Below are 17,299 nucleotides of genomic sequence, written 5' to 3' on the forward strand. Positions count from 1 at the left end.
GGCATGCGGATCACGAAGTTCGGTCATGCGTGCGTGCGCGTCGAGGCGGGCGGTCGCGCGGTGGTGCTGGACCCCGGGGGGTTCACCGACGTCGCGGCGGTCGAGGGCGCCGACGCCGTGCTCGTCACCCACGAGCACGCGGACCACCTCGACGTGGCCAACCTGCGGGCCGCCGACGCGCCGATCCTCACCATCGCCGCGGTGGCGGACGCCATCGGCGAGCAGGCGCCCGACCTGCGCGAGCGCGTCACGGTCGTCGCCCCGGGGGACGCCTTCGAGGCGGCCGGGCTCGCCGTGCGGGCGGTGGGCGAGCTGCACGCCGTGATCCACCCCGACTACGACCGCATCCACAACTCGGGCTTCCTGCTCGACGTCGAGGGCACCCGGGTCTTCCACCCCGGGGACGCCCTGACGGGCCCCGGTGAGCCCGTGGACCTGCTCCTGGCGCCCGTGTGCGCGCCGTGGCTCAAGATCGGCGAGGCGATCGACTTCGCCCGGGAGGTCGGCGCCCCGCGCAACCTGGCGATCCACGACCGCATCTACTCCGACCTCGGCCTGGGCATGGCCGATGCGCACTTCTCACGGCTGCTGGAGCCGAACGGCCAGTCCTGGGCACGCATCGACGACGGCGTCGAGCTGACCTGAGGCCGGCGGGGTCGGCGCGGGCTCCTCCCGCCATGCGGACGTGACCGGCCTCGCACCCCGTCGTCTGTGACAATGGACGGTCGGTAGTTAGCCTGGCCTAACCCCGTGTGTCGTCTGGAGGAAGAGAACTGTGCGTCCCATCCGTGTAGCCGTCGTCGGTGCCGGTCCTGCTGGCATCTACGCCGCGGACATCCTCACGAAGGAGTACGAGGCCGCGTCGGTCGACGTCTTCGACCGCCTGCCCGCGCCGTACGGGCTCGTGCGGTACGGCGTCGCGCCCGACCACCCGCGGATCAAGGAGATCATCAAGGCGCTGCGCAACGTCCTGTCCAAGGACGCGATCCGCTTCGTCGGCAACGTCGACTTCGGCACCGACGTCAAGCTCGAGGACCTGCGCCAGTTCTACGACGCCGTCGTCTTCGCGACCGGCGCGATCTTCGACCGCGACCTCGACATCCCCGGCATCGACCTCGAGGGCAGCTTCGGCGCCGCCGACTTCGTGTCCTGGTTCGACGGCCACCCCGACTACCCGCGGGACTGGCCGCTGACCGCGACCTCCGTCGCCGTGCTCGGCGCCGGCAACGTGGCGCTCGACGTCGCCCGCATGCTCGCCAAGCCCGCCGACGAGCAGCTCGGCACCGAGATCGCCGACAACGTCTACCAGGGCCTCAAGGCCAACCAGGCCACCGACGTGCACGTGTTCGCGCGCCGAGGCCCGGCGCAGATCAAGTTCTCGCCGATGGAGCTGCGCGAGCTGTCGCACTCCCCGAGCGTCGACGTGGTCGTCCAGGAGGAGGACTTCCAGATCGACGACGCCGGCCAGGCCGCGATCCAGAAGACCAAGAGCGTCCGACTCGTCGTCGACACGCTGCTGAAGTACGCGGAGGCCGAGCCCACCGGGGCGCCCCACCGCATCCACATCCACATGTGCCACAACCCGGTCGAGGTCCTCGGCGAGGACGGCAAGGTCGTCGCGCTGCGCACCGAGCGCACCGAGCTCGACGGCACCGGCAACGCGGTGGGCACCGGCGAGTTCGTCGACACGCCCGTCCAGGCCGTCTACCGCGCGGTCGGCTACCGCAGCTCGCCGCTGCCCGAGGTGCCGTTCGACGACACCGACCACGTGATCCCCAACGCCGGCGGCCGGGTGCTGGACCTCGACGGCCAGCACGTGCCCGGCACGTACTGCACCGGCTGGGTCAAGCGCGGCCCCGTCGGCCTCATCGGCCACACGAAGTCGGACGCCGCCGAGACGATCAGCAACCTGATCGCCGACCTGGAGTCCACCCCGGCCCCGGAGCAGACGGACCCCGAGGCCGTGCTGCGCCACCTCGCGGACCGCGGCGTCGACTTCACGACGTGGGACGACTGGGTCCGCCTCGACGCCCACGAGGTCTCGCTCGGCGAGGCCGCCGGCCGCGAGCGGATCAAGGTCGTCCCCCGCGAGGACATGATCCAGCACTCGCGCGGCTGACGCCCGTCGCCGACGCCGTCGCGAACGCCCCCGGACCCCGCGCGAGCGGGGACGGGGGCGTTCGTCGTGCGGAGTCCGGTCAGCGGTGGCCGAGCGCCTGCCGCACCGGCTGCAGCTTCGCCTGGCTCTCGGCCAGCTCCGCGTCGGGGTCGGAACCCGCCACGATGCCGCAGCCGGCGAAGAGGCGTACGACGCTGCCGTCGCCCTCCGGGACCACCTGGGCGGAGCGCAGCGCGATGCCCCACTCGCCGTCGCCCGCCGCGTCCATCCAGCCCACCGGGCCGGCGTAGCGACCGCGGTCCATGCCCTCGATCTCGGCGATGAGGCGCGTGGCGACGGGGGTGGGGGTGCCGCCGACGGCGGCGGAGGGGTGCAGGGAGGCCGCGAGGCCCAGCGAGGTCGACGTCGCGTGGTCCACGTCGTCCGGGACGACCCCCGTCACGTCGGTGGCCAGGTGCATCACGTTCGGCAGGTGCAGCACGAACGGCGACTCGGGCACGTTCATCGACGAGCAGTGCGGCTCGAGGGCGTCGGCGACCGAGCGCACGGCGTACTCGTGCTCCTCCAGGTCCTTCGACGAGCGCGCCAGCTCGCCCGCGAGACCGGCGTCGCGCACCTCGTCGCCGGTGCGCGAGATGGTGCCCGCGAGCACGCGGGAGGTGACCAGGCCGCGCTCGCGGCGCACCAGCATCTCGGGGGTGGCCCCGAACAGCCCGTCGACGTGGAACGTCCAGCAGGTGGGGTACGCCTCGACCAGGCGCCGCAGGGGCCAGCGCACGTCGAGCGGCGCGTCGGTGCGGGCGACGACGTCGCGGGCGAGGACGACCTTGTCGAGCTCGCCGCCCTCGATCCGCGCGACCGCGTCGGCGACGACGGCGCGCCACGCGTCCTCGTCCACGGCGCCGCGGTCGAACCGCAGGCCGTCGGGCGCCGCGGGCTCGTCGGCCACCCGCAGCCCGGGCATGCCGATGGAGTCGTGGCCGATGGTCGTGAGCCAGCGCTGGCGGCCGCGCTGGCCGACGACGACCCGGGGCACGACCAGCGTGGAGGTGCCGGGCTCGTCCGCGAACGCGAAGGAACCGAAGGCGACCAGGCCGCTGCCGTGCACGCCGACCTCGTCGCGCACCACGGCGCGGGCGGTGGTCGCGGCCCACCACTCCTCGGCGTCGCGGAACCGGTCCGCGCCGGCGGTGCTGACGACGGCCGCGGTGCCCCAACCGACCAGGCCGTCGCCGCCGCGCAGCCACGTCAGGGCTCCGTCGCGCGGCAGGAGGTCCACGAGCGGGGCGCTGCTGGCGTCGTCGGGCACCGGCTCGAGGGGCACCGTGCGCACCACGAGGGGGACCGCCGTGCCTGCGGGGAAGGCGTCGCCGGCGCCGGGGGCGACGCCGGGGGAGGGGGCACGGGTGCTCATCCGTTGCAGCCTACTGCGCGGTACGCGAGGGCCCCGAGCCGACGGACGTTGCTACCGTCACACCTCGTGCCCGCTCCCGATGCCCGCGACGTCGCCCGCCTCGCGACGCCCGACGCCCTCCGCGCCCTCGCCGGCGGCGTCGTCGCGCTGCTGCTCGTCGCCGGTCTGGCGATCGGTCTGCCGAAGGCCGTCGGGGAGGGGTCCGACGACGCGACCGCGTCGCAGCCCACCGACCCCGGCGCGGCGCTCGAGCTGCCCGAGGAGATGGGCAGCTGGATCGCGATCCCGACCCTGCTCGCGCAGGAGGGCGAGGACGAGGCCGCCGAGCAGTACGCCTCCGACTGGGAGTACGTGGACTCCCAGCTCGTCGCCCTGGCGGACGCCCCGGCCGACTCGGAGCGCTACTTCCAGCCCGGCAGCGAGGCGCAGCTGGCCGTCCAGGCGTACCGGGGGCCCGACGGACCGCTGGTGCCCGCCACGCTGATCGACCCGGCCAGCGGTGACGCTCCCGTGGTGCGCTCGACGCACGGCGAGGTCGAGTGCGTGCTCGGCGTGGTGTCCGGCGAGGCCTCCCCGACGCCGCAGGTGCAGGAGATCCTGTGCCGCCGCACGTCGGCGGACCTGACCATCCGCGTCACCGTGCTGGAGAACGCCAGCGACGACGACGTCGCGACCTTCGTCGACAACCTGTGGGACCGCCTCGACGGTGCGGGCACGTCCGCCGAGGACCGGTAGGACCCGCCGCTCAGGAGCGGTGCACCACGACCGCGTCGCCCACCCGGACCTCGTCGAAGAGGGCCTCGACGCCGTCGCGGTCGCGCACGTTGACGCAGCCGTGGGAGGCGCCGGCGTACCCGTTCGCCGCGAAGTCCGCCGAGTAGTGGACCGCCTGGCCGCCCGAGAAGAACATGGCGAACGGCATCGCGGTGTCGTAGAGCGACGAGACGTGGTCGCGGCTCTTGCGCTCCACCGTGAACGCCCCCTCGCGGGTCTCGGTGCCCTCGCCGCCGAAGCGGACCTCGAGCGTGCTCAGCACCGTGCCGTCGACGACCCAGCTCAGCGAACGGGTCGTCTTGTCGACACAGATCACGCGGCCCTCGCGGCAGCGCGGGTCGAGCTCACCGGTCGCCGCCGGCATGCCGTGCAGCTCGCCGTCGCTCGGCGGGCCCGTCATCGCGTGCAGCCGCTCGAGGGTCGTCGCGTCGACCTCCCCGGTGACGGGCAGGCCGCGCTTGGCCTGGAAGCCCTCGACGGCGGCGGTGGTCGCGTCGGCGTACGTCCCGGTCACCTGGGCGGGCGTCAGCCAGTCGATCTGCACGAGCCGGGCCTGGAGGTCGCGGACCTCGTCGCCGGTGTCGCCGGCACGGTGCAGGGCGGGCGGCGGCTCCGGCGCGGGCTCCGGCGTGGGCTCGGGCGTCGGGGCCGGCTCGACCGGTACGCCCGGGGCCTGCGGCAGCGGGGAGGTGGACGTCGGGGCCTGTCCAGCGGCCTCGCCCGGGGCGGCCGCCACGGAGCCGGGCAGCAGCCCTGCGACGGCGCCGGTGGCGACGGCGACCGCGACGGCGGCGGTCAGCAGGGCGGCCAGCAGGCTCAGCACGATGGTGCGCGACGTGGTCATGCGGTTCTCCGATGCTCGGCGGCGCCCGAGCGCCGCGTGCCGGCCACGGTGGTCGACGCACCCAGGACGCGGTGGGCTCCGATCGGGTTGCACGCGACGGCGCCGTAGGCTGCGCCCGTGGCCCGCGCTGAGCTCGACAAGCAACCGTCCGACGTCCGACGCATGTTCGACGCCGTCGCCCAGCGCTACGACGTCACCAACGACGTGCTCTCCCTGGGCCAGGACCGGCGGTGGCGCCGCGACGTGATCCGGGCTGTCGACCCGCGTCCCGGCGACCTGGTGCTCGACCTCGCCGCGGGCACGGGCACCTCGAGCGCCCCCTTCGTGGCCGCCGGCGCGGTCGTCGTGCCCTGCGACTTCTCGATCGGGATGCTCGAGGTCGGCAAGCGCAACCGGCCGCACCTGCCGTTCACGGCCGGTGACGCGACGCGGCTGCCGTTCGCCGACGGCGTGTTCGACGCCGTCACCATCTCCTTCGGCCTGCGCAACGTGGTCGACACCCCGGCCGCCCTGGCCGAGATGCGCCGCGTCACCCGACCCGGCGGCACGCTGGTGGTCTGCGAGTTCTCGCACCCCACGTGGGCGCCGTTCCGCACGGCGTACGTCGAGTACCTGATGCGTGCCCTGCCGCCCGTCGCGACCGCGGTGTCCTCGTCGCCGGACGCGTACGTCTACCTCGCGGAGTCGATCCGCGCCTGGCCCGACCAGGAGGGTCTCGCCGCGCTCATCGGCGAGGCCGGCTGGGGCGGCGTCGAGTGGCGCAACCTCTCCGGCGGCATCGTCGCGCTCCACCGCGCCACGGCCTGACGCTCCACCGACGGCCGCGGGCGCGCGGTCCACCGCCACGCGAGGATCCAGGCGAGGCCCCACAGCAGGAACCACGGGTCCCACAGCAGGGCGTGCCAGCGCAGCGCGCGTGCCCCGTCGGGGTCCACCGTCCCGAATGCTCCCGCCGTCGCGAGCAGTCCCGCGACGCTCAGCACGCCGCCGTAGACCACCAGCAGCCCCGCCCCAGTGCCGAGACGAGGCGGACGATCCGTCGGGGACGCCCGAGCAGGGCCAGGGGGAGGGCGGTGGCGACGAGCTTGGCCGCCGCCGCCGCACCGCCCGCCACGGCCACCGGGCCGCCTGTGCGGGTCAGCCGCTCGAGGTCGCCCCCGACCGTCGACAGCAGCCACGACCCGCCGAGCGCCCGGTGCAGGCTGAGCGCCGCCGAGGTCGTGGCGAGCGTCGCGGCGATCGCGCCCGCGGCGTGCGCGCGGCGTCTTCGGGGGCTCATGCACCCACCCTCGTCCGGGCGCGGGCCCGCGCGCATCCGGGAGATCGCCGGTCGCCCCCCGGTCGTGCACCCTCCTGCAATTACGCAATCGACCCGTGCCCTAAATCTGCAGGTCAACGCGGGTGGACCCGGCGGCCCCCCGGGGGGTCGCGCGCGGTCCGCCGGAGGTCTATGGTGTGACGCAGGACACCTTGTGATCTGATTCACAAACGCACGACCTCGGTCGGGCGCAGCGGGGGAGGGAGGTGCGCGATGGAGCTCTACACGCCGGTGCTCGCGCTGCTCGCCCTGGCCGGCGGGTTCGCCGTCTTCTCCGTCGTCGTCAGCACGATGACCGGGCCGAAGCGCTACAACCGGGCGCGGCTGGACTCCTACGAGTGCGGCATCGAGCCGACCCCGCAGCCGTTCGGCGGCGGCCGGATCCCGGTGAAGTACTACACGGTCGCGATGACCTTCATCATCTTCGACGTCGAGATCATGTTCCTCGTCCCGTGGGCGGTCTACTTCGACCAGCTCTCGTGGTTCGGCCTGCTCGCCGTCGTCCTCTTCCTCTTCAACATCACGCTGGCGTACGCCTACGAGTGGCGCCGCGGCGGCCTGGACTGGGACTGATCACATGGGTATCGAGGAGAAGCTCCCCAGCGGGGTCCTGCTGACCACCGTCGAGGGCGTCGCCGGCTACATGCGCAAGGCGAGCTTCTGGCCGGCGACCTTCGGCCTGGCCTGCTGCGCGATCGAGATGATGACGACCGGTGGCCCGCGCTACGACCTCGCCCGCTACGGGATGGAGGTCTTCCGGGCCAGCCCGCGCCAGGCCGACCTGATGATCGTGGCGGGCCGGGTCAGCCAGAAGATGGCGCCCGTCCTGCGCCAGATCTACGACCAGATGGCCGAGCCGAAGTGGGTCCTGGCCATGGGCGTGTGCGCCAGCTCGGGCGGGATGTTCAACAACTACGCGATCGTGCAGGGCGTCGACCACGTGGTGCCGGTGGACATGTACCTCCCCGGCTGCCCGCCGCGCCCCGAGATGCTCGTCGACGCGATCCTCAAGCTGCACGAGCAGGTGCAGCACACGAAGTTCGGGGCCCAGCGCGCCGCCCAGGTCACCGCGCTCGAGACGGCCGCGCTGGGCGCGACGCCGACCGAGGAGCAGAAGGGCCTGCTGCGATGAGCGGCGCCGAGGGCGGGTCGAACGAGACCAAGGCCGTCGACCGGCCGGGCGGCGAGGACCAGACCGCGACGGTCTCCGGCGACGTCCGGGCGCGGCGTACCGGCATGTTCGGCGTCCGCGGCAGCGGCGACACCTCGGGCTACGGGGGACTCCGGCGCACCGTCGCGTTCCCGGGCGAGGCCGAGCGGCCGTACGGCGGGTGGTTCGACGCCGTCGTCGACGTGGTGGTCGAGCACGTGCCCGACGCGGTCGTCGGCGTCGTGGTGCACCGCGGGGAGCTGACGGTCCACCTGCGCCGCGAGCACCTGCTCGCGGTCGCGCGGCTGATGCGCGACGAGCCGACGCTGCGCTTCGAGCTCTGCTCGAGCGTCAGCGGGGTGCACTACCCCGAGCAGACGGGCGCCGAGCTGCACGTGGCGTACCACCTGCTCTCGATGACCCACAACCGCCGCGTGCGGCTCGAGGTCGCCGCGCCGGACGCCGACCCGCACGTGCCGAGCGTGGTCGCCGTCTACCCGACCGCCGACTGGCACGAGCGCGAGACCTGGGACTTCTTCGGCGTCGTCTTCGACGGCCACCCGGCCCTCACCCGGATCCTCATGCCCGACGACTGGCCCGGCCACCCCCAGCGCAAGGACTACCCGCTCGGCGGGATCGACGTGGAGTACAAGGGCGGGACGATCCCGCCGCCCGACCAGCGGAGGACCTACGGCGCATGACGAGCACGCAGCAGGACCCGTACGCGGCGGGCGCGGGCGCCGCGACCGCCGGCGGCGACGGCCGCGTCTTCACCGTCACCGGCCAGGACTGGGACGAGATCGTCGACCAGCTCGGCGAGGAGACCGAGCGGATCGTCGTGAACATGGGGCCCCAGCACCCCTCGACCCACGGGGTGCTGCGCCTGATCCTCGAGCTCGAGGGCGAGACGGTCACCGAGGCGCGGTGCGGCATCGGCTACCTCCACACCGGCATCGAGAAGAACATGGAGTTCCGCACCTGGACGCAGGGCGTCACGTTCTGCACCCGGATGGACTACCTCTCGCCGTTCTTCAACGAGGCGACCTACGTGCTCGGCGTCGAGCGTCTCCTCGACATCGAGGACGACGTGCCCGAGCGGGCGCAGGTCGTGCGCGTGCTGCTGATGGAGCTCAACCGGATCTCCTCGCACCTCGTCGCGATCGCCACCGGCGGCATGGAGCTCGGGGCCCTGACGGTGATGACCATCGGGTTCCGCGAGCGCGAGCAGGTGCTCGACCTGTTCGAGCTGATCACCGGCCTGCGGATGAACCACGCGTTCGTGCGGCCCGGCGGCATCGCGCAGGACCTGCCCGACGGGTCGCTGGCGGCCGTGCGGGACTTCGTCGCGCTGATGCGCAAGCGGCTGCCGGAGATCGAGGCGCTGTGCAACGCCAACCCGATCTTCCGGGCCCGCCTCGAGGGGGTCGGCCACCTCGACCTCGAGGGCTGCCTCGCGCTGGGCCTGACCGGACCGGTGCTGCGCTCGACCGGATACCCCTGGGACCTGCGCAAGACCCAGCCGGTCTGCGGCTACGAGACCTACGACTTCGACGTGCAGACCTGGGACACCGCCGACTCCTACGGGCGCTTCCGGGTGCGGATGAACGAGATGTTCGAGAGCCTGCGGATCGTCGAGCAGTGCGTCGCCCGCCTCGAGGGCCTCGAGGGCGCGCCCGTGATGGTCGCCGACAAGAAGATCGCCTGGCCCAGCCAGCTCTCCGTCGGCTCCGACGGCCAGGGCAACAGCCTGGAGCACATCCGCTCGATCATGGGCACCTCGATGGAGGCCCTGATCCACCACTTCAAGCTGGTCACCGAGGGTTTCCGCGTGCCGGCGGGGCAGGCGTACGTCCCCCTCGAGTCCCCGCGCGGCGAGCTCGGCGCCCACGTCGTCTCCGACGGCGGCACGCGACCGTTCCGGGTGCACTTCCGAGACCCGTCCTTCACCAACCTGCAGGCGACGAGCGTGATGAGCGAGGGCGGCATGGTCGCCGACGTCATCGTCGCGATCGCCTCCATCGACCCCGTGATGGGAGGCGTGGACCGATGACGGAGACCGCGCGGGGCACGGACCCGCTGACGGAGACGACGATCGCGGAGCTGCGCGAGATCGCGGCCCGCTACCCCCAGGCCCGCTCGGGCCTGCTGCCGATGCTGCACCTCGTGCAGTCGGCCCAGGGGCGGATCACACCGGAGGGGATCGAGGCCTGCGCCGCGGTGCTCGACATCACGCCGGCCGAGGTCAGCGGGGTCGCGACCTTCTACACGATGTACAAGCGTCGCCTCGTCGGCGACTACCACGTCGGGGTCTGCACCAACACGCTGTGCGCCGTGATGGGCGGCGACGAGATCTTCGCCTCGCTCAAGGAGCACCTGGGCATCGGCAACGACGAGACCACCGAGGACGGCACGGTCAGCCTCGAGCACGTCGAGTGCAACGCGGCCTGCGACTACGCGCCGGTCGTGATGGTCAACTGGGAGTTCTTCGACGGCCAGACGCCGGCCTCGGCGCGCGAGCTGGTCGACGAGCTGCGCGCCGGCCGACCGGTGCGGCCCACCCGCGGCGCCGACCGTGTGTGCACGTGGCGCGAGGCCGAGCGGGTGCTCGCGGGCTTCCCCGACGACCGCGCCGACCAGGGTCCCGGCGCGGGCGAGGCCTCGCTGGCCGGTCTGCGGATCGCTCGTGAGCGTGGCTGGAGCGCCCCGTCCGCGACGACGGACGAGCAGCACCACAGCGAGCCGGAGCCGGACAGCTCGTCGGAGGCCGCTGTCGCGGCCGACGAGCAGGCCGACACCTCCCGCGCGGAGTCGGAGGCCAAGGTGGCGGAGGAGAAGAGCGATGACTGACGCGTCGACGAACGTCCCCCCGCTCACCCCGGTCCTCACCGACAACTGGGACGCGGACCGCTCCTGGTCGCTGGAGTCGTACGCGGGGCGCGGCGGCTACGAGGCCCTCGACGTCGCCTTCGCCATGGCGCCCGGCGAGGTCATCGACCTGGTCAAGGACGCCGGGCTCCGCGGCCGCGGCGGCGCGGGCTTCCCCACCGGCATGAAGTGGGGCTTCATCCCGCAGGACCCGGACGCGCTGGGCGGCGACCGCCCCAAGTACCTCGTGGTCAACGCCGACGAGTCGGAGCCGGGCACCTGCAAGGACGTCCCGCTGATGATGGCCAGCCCCCACACCCTCGTCGAGGGCGTGATCCTGGCCGCGTACGCGATCCGGGCCCACCACGCCTTCATCTACGTGCGCGGCGAGGTGCTGCACGTCGTGCGGCGCCTGCAGCACGCCGTCACGGAGGCGTACCTGGCCGGCCACCTGGGCGCCGACATCCACGGCTCGGGCTACGACCTCGAGCTCGTCGTCCACGCCGGCGCGGGGGCGTACATCTGCGGCGAGGAGACCGCGCTGCTCGACTCCCTCGAGGGCCGCCGCGGGCAGCCCCGGCTGCGCCCGCCGTTCCCGGCCGTCGCCGGTCTCTACGCCAGCCCCACCGTGATCAACAACGTCGAGTCGATCGCCTCGGTGCCGGCGATCGTGCGCAACGGCTCGGAGTGGTTCGGGTCGCTGGGCACGGAGAAGTCGAAGGGCTTCGTCATCTACTCGCTCTCGGGCCACGTGCGGAACCCGGGGCAGTACGAGGCGCCCCTGGGGATCACGCTGCGCGAGCTGATCGAGCTGGCCGGCGGCGTCCGCGAGGGCCACCGCCTGAAGTTCTGGACGCCCGGCGGCTCCAGCACGCCGCTGCTGACCGCCGAGCACCTCGACGTGCCGCTCGACTACGAGTCCGTCGGCGCGGCCGGTTCGATGCTCGGCACCCGGGCGCTGCAGATCTTCGACGAGACCGTCTCGGTGGTGCGCTGCGTGCTGCGGTGGACGGAGTTCTACCAGCACGAGTCGTGCGGCAAGTGCACCCCGTGCCGCGAGGGCACGTGGTGGCTGGTGCAGACCCTGACCCGCATCGACGAGGGCCGCGGCGAGGAGGGCGACGTCGAGAAGCTGCTCGACCTCTGCGACAACATCCTCGGCCGCTCGTTCTGCGCGCTGGGCGACGGCGCGACGAGCCCGATCACCTCCGCGATCGCCTACTTCCGCGAGGAGTTCGAGGCCGGCATGCACACCCCGAGCCGCGAGCTGTTCCCGCCCGCGGCCTCCACGGCGTACGCCCAGGAGGTGACGGCATGACGCTGGCCCCCGACCGCAGCGACCTCGTCGCGGTGACCATCGACGGCGTGCGGGTCGAGGTGCCGAAGGGCACCCTCGTGATCCGTGCGGCCGAGCAGGTCGGCATCTCGATCCCCCGGTTCTGCGACCACCCGCTGCTCGAGCCGGTCGGCGCCTGCCGCCAGTGCCTCGTCGACGTCCCCGACGTCGGCAACGGCCGCGGGCTGCCGAAGCCGCAGGCCTCCTGCACCCTCGAGGTCAGCGACGGCATGGTGGTCAACACGCAGGCCACGTCGGGCGTCGCCGACAAGGCACAGCAGGGCGTGATGGAGCTGCTGCTGATCAACCACCCGCTCGACTGCCCGGTGTGCGACAAGGGTGGCGAGTGCCCGCTGCAGAACCAGGCGATGAGCAACGGGCGCGGCGACTCGCGCTTCGAGGGCGTCAAGCGCACCTTCGAGAAGCCGATCCACCTGTCCCCGCAGGTGCTGCTGGACCGCGAGCGCTGCATCGTGTGCCAGCGCTGCACGCGCTTCGCCGAGCAGATCCCGGGCGACCCGTTCATCGCGCTCGTCGAGCGCGGCGCGCGCCAGCAGATCGGGATCGCCGAGGACGCGCCGTTCCTGTCGTACTTCGCGGGCAACACCATCCAGATCTGCCCGGTGGGAGCGCTGACGAGCGAGTCGTACCGCTTCCGCTCGCGGCCCTTCGACCTCGTCTCGGTGCCCAGCGTGGCCGAGCACGACGCCTGCGGCGCGGCGATCCGGGTCGACCACCGCCGCGGCGTCGTCACGCGCCGCCTCGCCGGCGACGACCCCGAGGTCAACGAGGAGTGGATCACCGACAAGGACCGCTTCGCGCACCGCTACGTCACCGCCTCCGACCGGCTCACCTACCCCCAGGTCCGCGACGTCGGTCCCGACGGAAGTCGCGGCGAGCTGCGGCCGGCGTCGTGGCCGGAGGCGTTCGCCGTCGCCGCCCGGGGGCTGGCGGCGGCGCGGGACGCCGCAGGGGTCGGCGTGCTGCCGGGCGGTCGGCTGACCGCGGAGGACGCGTTCGCCTACGCCACCTTCGCGCGCCTGGCCCTCGGCACGAACGACGTCGACTTCCGCGCCCGTCCGCTCAGCGCCGAGGAGACCGGCTTCCTCGCGGCCCACGTGGTCCTGCGCGGCCCCGAGGGCGGCGGGGTCACCTACTCCGACCTCGAGCGGGCGCGCACGGTCGTGCTCGCCGGCCTCGAGCCGGAGGAGGAGGCCGGCGCGATCTTCCTGCGGCTGCGCAAGGCGGTGCGCGCGGGCGGTACGCAGGTGGTCGCGGTCGCTCCGTACCTCACCCGCGGCAACCGCAAGCTGCGCGCCGAGCACGTCCCCGCCGGCCCCGCGGACGAGGCGGCGGCCCTGGACGCGCTGGCCGGCCGGCTCGGTCCCGAGGACGTGCTGCTCGTCGGCGAGCGGCTCGCGACGGCCCCCGGCGCCCTCAGCGCCGCGGCCCGGCTGGCCTCGCGCACCGGCGCCCGCCTGGCCTGGGTGCCCCGACGGGCGGGCGACCGCGGCGCGCTGGAGACCGGCTGCCTGCCGAACCTGCTGCCCGGCGGTCGGCCGGTCGTCGACGCGGAGGCCCGTGTCGACGCCGCGGCGGCCTGGGGCGTCGACGCGCTGCCGGAGCGGCCCGGTCGCGACGCCGAGCAGATCGTCTCCGCGGCGGCCGTGGGCCGGCTCTCGGGACTGGTCGTCGGGGGTGTGGCCGTCGACGACGTGGCCGACCCGGACGCGCTGCGCACGGCGCTCGAGCGCGCGGACTTCGTGGTCAGCCTGGAGCTGCGCGAGACCGAGGTGACCCGCGCGGCCGACGTCGTGCTGCCGGTCGCGGCCGCCGTCGAGAAGGCCGGACTGTTCGTCACCTGGGAGGGCCGACCGCGGCCGTTCCCCGTGGTGCTCGCCGACCGCCGGCGGCTGCCGGACGCGCGGGTGCTCGCCGGGATCGCCGAGGAGCTCGGGCGCCCGCTGGGCTTCCGCACCACCGCGCAGGTGCGCGAGGCGATGGAGTCGATGGGCGCCTGGGACGGCGAGCGCGCCGCCGGCGCGGCCGGCGAGCTGGGGACGCCCCCGGCGACCCAGCCGCTCACCCCCGAGTCGCCCGGGCTGCCGGCCGGCGAGCGGGCCGGGCTCGAGCTGCGGCTCTCCACGTTCCGCCAGATGCTCGACCTGGGCTCGCTCCAGGACGGCGACGAGGCGCTGCGGGCCTCGGCGCGTCCGGCCGTCGCGCGGCTGGGCACCACGGCGTACGAGGCGCTGGGGCGCCCCGGGGTCGTCACGCTCACGGGCCCGCGGGGAGCGCTGAGCCTGCCCGCCGAGCACGAGCCCACCCTCGTCGACGGCGTCGTGTGGGCCCCCCAGGCCTCCGTGGGCCGCGGGCTGCTCAGCGACCTGGCCGAGCCGGGAGCCGTCGTCACCGTGAGCCCGGAGGCGGCGCGGTGAACGGGCTGGACGTGTTCGGATCGGACGCCCTGTGGGTCGTGCTGCTGAAGGCCGTGGCGATCTTCGTCGTCCTCGTCCTGCTCACCCTGTTCAACATCTGGTTCGAGCGCCGGGTCGTGGCCCGCATGCAGCACCGGGTGGGCCCGAACAAGAACGGCCCGTTCGGCCTGCTGCAGAGCCTCGCCGACGGCGTGAAGCTGGCGCTGAAGGAGGACATCATCCCGACGGCCGCCGACAAGGTGGTCTTCGTGCTGGCGCCCGTGATCTGCGTGGTGCCCGCGTTCGTGACCTTCGCCGTCATCCCGTTCGGCCCCGAGGTGACGATCCCGTTCACCGACACGACCACGCCGCTGCAGCTGACCGACATGCCGGTCGCGGTGCTGTTCGTGATGGCGATCGCCTCGATCGGCATCTACGGCATCGTGCTCGGCGGCTGGTCCAGCGGCTCGACCTACTCCCTGCTCGGCGGCCTGCGCTCCAGCGCCCAGATGATCTCCTACGAGGTCGCGATGGGCCTGGCGCTGGTCAGCGTCTTCCTCTACGCGGGGTCGGCGTCGACCTCGGAGATCGTGGCCGCGCAGGACGCGGACGCCTGGTACGCCTTCGTGATGGCGCCGGCGTTCGTCGTCTACGTGATCGCCATGGTCGGCGAGACCAACCGGGCGCCGTTCGACCTCCCCGAGGCCGAGGGGGAGCTGGTCGGCGGCTTCCACACCGAGTACAGCTCGCTGAAGTTCGCCCTGTTCTTCCTCGCCGAGTACATCAACATGGTCACCGTCTCGGCGCTGGCCACGACGCTGTTCCTCGGCGGCTGGCTCGCGCCGTTCGGCCTCGGCCACGTCTGGGAGGGCGCGAACGAGGGCTGGTGGCCGCTGCTGTGGTTCTTCGGCAAGGTCTTCGCCTTCATGTTCCTGTTCGTCTGGCTGCGGGGCACGCTGCCGCGGCTGCGCTACGACCAGTTCATGGACTTCGGCTGGAAGCGGCTCATCCCGGTCGCGCTCGGCTGGGTCGTGATCGCCGCGGTCGCCCGCCTGGCGCTCGCCGACGCGGACCTGTCCGACGGCCAGGTGACCGCCGCGGTCGGCGTCCTGTCCGTGGTGCTGACCGCGGTCGCGGTCGTCGCCTTCACCCGCGGGTTCGGCTCCACCGCCCCGCCGCTGCGCGACGCGGCGGCCGAGACCGGCGCGTACCCCGTGCCCCCGATGCCCGCCGGCGGCGCGGTGCGCGGCGCCGCCGCCCCGCTCGTCTTCGCCGAGGAGGAGACCCGATGACGCTCAAGCAGCAGCTGTGGGACCCGGTCGCCGGGTTCGGCGTGACCTTCCGGACGATGTTCCGCAAGCCCGTCACGGAGGACTACCCGAAGGAGAAGAAGCCCACCGCGCCCCGCTTCCACGGGCGCCACCAGCTCAACCGCTGGCCCGACGGGCTCGAGAAGTGCGTCGGCTGCGAGCTGTGCGCGTGGGCGTGCCCGGCCGACGCGATCTACGTCGAGGGCGCCTCCAACGACGACTCGGCCAACGGCGAGGGGCGCTTCAGCCCGGGGGAGCGCTACGGCCGCGTCTACCAGATCAACTACCTGCGCTGCATCCTGTGCGGCCTGTGCATCGAGGCGTGCCCGACCCGCGCGCTGACGATGACGAACGAGTACGAGCTGGCCGACGACAGCCGCGAGTCGCTGATCTACGAGAAGTCCGACCTGCTCGCCCCGCTCGAGGAGGGCATGGAGCAGCCGCCGCACCCGATGCGGCTCGGCGACGACGAGGGCGCCTACTACCGCGGCGAGTTCTCCTACGCCGCGCCCGAGCCCGGCGAGCGGCTCACCGTGCCGGAGGCGACGACGGGCCCCGACGGGCTGGGGCCGCGATGACCGCGTTCTGGCTGCTCGCGCCGGTGATGGTCGCGGCCGCCCTGGGCGTGCTGTTCGTGCGCCGCGCGGTGCACGCCGCCCTGCTGCTCGCGGTGGTGATGATCGGCCTGGCGGTGATGTACGCCGTGCTGGAGGCGCCGTTCCTGTTCGCCGTGCAGATCATCGTCTACACGGGCGCGATCATGATGCTGTTCCTCTTCGTGCTGATGCTGGTCGGCGTCGACGCCGCCGACGCGGGCGAGGAGACCATCCCCGGGCAGCGCGTGCTGGCCGTGGTGGTCGGCGCCGTCTTCGCCGTGCTCCTCGGCCTGCTGCTCGCGCAGGCCTCGCTGGGCGTGGCCACCGGCCTCGGCGAGGCCAACGCCGGAGGCAACATCGAGGGCCTGGCCGCCGTGCTGTTCTCGACCTACGTCCTCGCCTTCGAGGCGACCGCGGCGCTGCTCATCACCGCAGCGCTCGGTGCGATGGTGCTCGCTCACCGCGAGCGCCTGTCCCCGCGCTCGACGCAGGCGGACCGGGCGCGGGAGCGGGTGCGCTCCTACGGCGAGTCGGGCCTGCACCTCGGCCCGCTGCCGGCCCCCGGCGTGTACGCCCGGCACAACGCCGTGGACACCCCCGCCCTGCTGCCCGACGGCAGCCCCGCGCCGTCCTCGGTGCCGGGGATGATCGCGTCGCGCGGCACCGGCCGGGCGGCCCCGAGCCACCGCGACGTCGACGAGGTCGTCGGCCGCCTGTCGGCCTCGGAGTCCACGGCCGACCCGACGGGCACCGAGACGGGAGCTCCCGCGGCGGACGTGGAGGACGCGTACCGCGGTGGGCCCGGCACCGGACCCGGCACAGGGCCGCAGGACGGGGGGACGCGCTGATGGACGACCTGACCCCCTTCCTCGTGCTCTCGGGGATCCTCTTCAGCATCGGCGCCGTCGGCGTCCTGGTGCGCCGCAACGCCATCGTGGTGTTCATGTGCGTCGAGCTGATGCTCAACGCCTCCAACCTGGCCTTCGTCGTGTTCGCCAAGCAGCACGGCAACCTCGAGGGGCAGGTGGCCGCCTTCTTCGTGATGGTGGTCGCCGCCGCCGAGGTCGTCGTCGGGCTCGCGATCATCATGACGATCTTCCGCTCGCGCCGCTCCGCGTCGGTCGACGCCGCCGCGGCGCTGAGGAACTGAGGAGCC

General features: G+C 73.5%; 18 protein-coding genes. 15 read left to right on the forward strand and 3 right to left on the reverse strand.

Annotated elements, in window-relative coordinates; genetic code table 11:
* Nucleotides 1–3: 3 nt before the first annotated feature.
* Together RDV89_RS17220 and RDV89_RS17225 are read left to right on the forward strand one after the other, a co-directional pair.
* Entirely contained in the window at nucleotides 4–645 is a 642-nt protein-coding gene (locus RDV89_RS17220; RefSeq protein ID WP_315734991.1) for an MBL fold metallo-hydrolase, read from the forward strand.
* Between the two features lie 130 nt (nucleotides 646–775).
* The gene (locus RDV89_RS17225) at nucleotides 776–2,119 is read left to right on the forward strand and encodes an FAD-dependent oxidoreductase (protein WP_315734993.1); all 1,344 of its coding nucleotides are present in this window, start codon (nucleotides 776–778) and stop codon (nucleotides 2,117–2,119) included.
* A gap of 79 nt (nucleotides 2,120–2,198) precedes the next feature.
* Here the strand turns inward: RDV89_RS17225 and RDV89_RS17230 are convergent, their stop codons facing one another.
* Nucleotides 2,199–3,533: an isochorismate synthase gene (locus RDV89_RS17230; protein ID WP_315734994.1), complete on the reverse strand. Its 1,335-nt coding sequence runs from the start codon at nucleotides 3,531–3,533 to the stop codon at nucleotides 2,199–2,201.
* A 66-nt stretch (nucleotides 3,534–3,599) separates the two neighbouring features.
* Here RDV89_RS17230 and RDV89_RS17235 point away from each other — a divergent pair, with 66 nt between their 5' ends.
* The gene (locus RDV89_RS17235; RefSeq protein ID WP_315734996.1) at nucleotides 3,600–4,268 is read left to right on the forward strand and encodes a hypothetical protein; all 669 of its coding nucleotides are present in this window, start codon (nucleotides 3,600–3,602) and stop codon (nucleotides 4,266–4,268) included.
* Between the two features lie 10 nt (nucleotides 4,269–4,278).
* On the opposite strand, the gene RDV89_RS17240 is transcribed toward RDV89_RS17235, so the two are convergent.
* Nucleotides 4,279–5,151 (reverse strand): L,D-transpeptidase family protein, encoded by an 873-nt coding sequence (locus RDV89_RS17240; protein ID WP_315734998.1) that lies wholly within the window; start codon nucleotides 5,149–5,151, stop codon nucleotides 4,279–4,281.
* A gap of 117 nt (nucleotides 5,152–5,268) precedes the next feature.
* On the opposite strand from RDV89_RS17240, the gene RDV89_RS17245 reads away from it, so the two are divergent.
* On the forward strand, nucleotides 5,269–5,958 hold the full coding sequence (locus RDV89_RS17245) for a demethylmenaquinone methyltransferase (protein WP_315735000.1): 690 nt from the start codon (nucleotides 5,269–5,271) through the stop codon (nucleotides 5,956–5,958).
* Nucleotides 5,959–6,127: 169 nt separating this feature from the next.
* Here the strand turns inward: RDV89_RS17245 and RDV89_RS17250 are convergent, their stop codons facing one another.
* Nucleotides 6,128–6,430 carry a hypothetical protein gene (locus tag RDV89_RS17250; protein ID WP_315735002.1) on the reverse strand — a complete coding sequence of 101 codons (303 nt, stop codon included), beginning with the start codon at nucleotides 6,428–6,430 and terminating at the stop codon, nucleotides 6,128–6,130.
* Between the two features lie 252 nt (nucleotides 6,431–6,682).
* On the opposite strand from RDV89_RS17250, the gene RDV89_RS17255 reads away from it, so the two are divergent.
* Genes RDV89_RS17255 through nuoK form a run of 11 tightly spaced genes read left to right on the forward strand, consistent with a single transcriptional unit; the run spans nucleotide 6,683 to nucleotide 17,293 of the window.
* A complete protein-coding gene (locus RDV89_RS17255) occupies nucleotides 6,683–7,042 on the forward strand; it encodes an NADH-quinone oxidoreductase subunit A (protein ID WP_315735004.1) in 360 nt (119 codons plus the stop codon).
* Nucleotides 7,043–7,046: 4 nt separating this feature from the next.
* Nucleotides 7,047–7,601, forward strand: a complete 555-nt coding sequence (locus tag RDV89_RS17260) for a NuoB/complex I 20 kDa subunit family protein (protein WP_315735006.1) — start codon at nucleotides 7,047–7,049, stop codon at nucleotides 7,599–7,601.
* On the forward strand, nucleotides 7,598–8,320 hold the full coding sequence (locus RDV89_RS17265; protein ID WP_315735008.1) for an NADH-quinone oxidoreductase subunit C: 723 nt from the start codon (nucleotides 7,598–7,600) through the stop codon (nucleotides 8,318–8,320). Before RDV89_RS17260 ends, RDV89_RS17265 begins: the two co-directional genes overlap by 4 nt.
* Complete coding sequence (locus RDV89_RS17270) at nucleotides 8,317–9,669, forward strand: NADH-quinone oxidoreductase subunit D (RefSeq protein ID WP_315735010.1); 1,353 nt, start codon at nucleotides 8,317–8,319, stop codon at nucleotides 9,667–9,669. Before RDV89_RS17265 ends, RDV89_RS17270 begins: the two co-directional genes overlap by 4 nt.
* Complete coding sequence (gene nuoE / locus RDV89_RS17275) at nucleotides 9,666–10,466, forward strand: NADH-quinone oxidoreductase subunit NuoE (RefSeq protein ID WP_315735012.1); 801 nt, start codon at nucleotides 9,666–9,668, stop codon at nucleotides 10,464–10,466. The genes RDV89_RS17270 and nuoE overlap by 4 nt, the downstream gene beginning before the upstream one ends.
* Nucleotides 10,459–11,802: an NADH-quinone oxidoreductase subunit NuoF gene (nuoF, locus tag RDV89_RS17280; protein WP_315735014.1), complete on the forward strand. Its 1,344-nt coding sequence runs from the start codon at nucleotides 10,459–10,461 to the stop codon at nucleotides 11,800–11,802. The genes nuoE and nuoF overlap by 8 nt, the downstream gene beginning before the upstream one ends.
* Complete coding sequence (locus RDV89_RS17285; RefSeq protein WP_315735016.1) at nucleotides 11,799–14,258, forward strand: NADH-quinone oxidoreductase subunit G; 2,460 nt, start codon at nucleotides 11,799–11,801, stop codon at nucleotides 14,256–14,258. The genes nuoF and RDV89_RS17285 overlap by 4 nt, the downstream gene beginning before the upstream one ends.
* Before the next feature lie 5 nt (nucleotides 14,259–14,263).
* Nucleotides 14,264–15,529, forward strand: a complete 1,266-nt coding sequence (gene nuoH, locus RDV89_RS17290; protein ID WP_438823298.1) for an NADH-quinone oxidoreductase subunit NuoH — start codon at nucleotides 14,264–14,266, stop codon at nucleotides 15,527–15,529.
* A complete protein-coding gene (gene nuoI / locus RDV89_RS17295) occupies nucleotides 15,526–16,125 on the forward strand; it encodes an NADH-quinone oxidoreductase subunit NuoI (protein WP_315735019.1) in 600 nt (199 codons plus the stop codon). Before nuoH ends, nuoI begins: the two co-directional genes overlap by 4 nt.
* Complete coding sequence (locus RDV89_RS17300) at nucleotides 16,122–16,991, forward strand: NADH-quinone oxidoreductase subunit J (RefSeq protein ID WP_315735021.1); 870 nt, start codon at nucleotides 16,122–16,124, stop codon at nucleotides 16,989–16,991. Before nuoI ends, RDV89_RS17300 begins: the two co-directional genes overlap by 4 nt.
* The gene (gene nuoK, locus RDV89_RS17305) at nucleotides 16,991–17,293 is read left to right on the forward strand and encodes an NADH-quinone oxidoreductase subunit NuoK (RefSeq protein ID WP_315735023.1); all 303 of its coding nucleotides are present in this window, start codon (nucleotides 16,991–16,993) and stop codon (nucleotides 17,291–17,293) included. Before RDV89_RS17300 ends, nuoK begins: the two co-directional genes overlap by 1 nt.
* Nucleotides 17,294–17,299: the final 6 nt, after the last annotated feature.

It is taken from the genome of Nocardioides imazamoxiresistens, from assembly GCF_032378595.1.
Classification (GTDB): Bacteria; Actinomycetota; Actinomycetes; order Propionibacteriales; family Nocardioidaceae; genus Nocardioides; species Nocardioides imazamoxiresistens.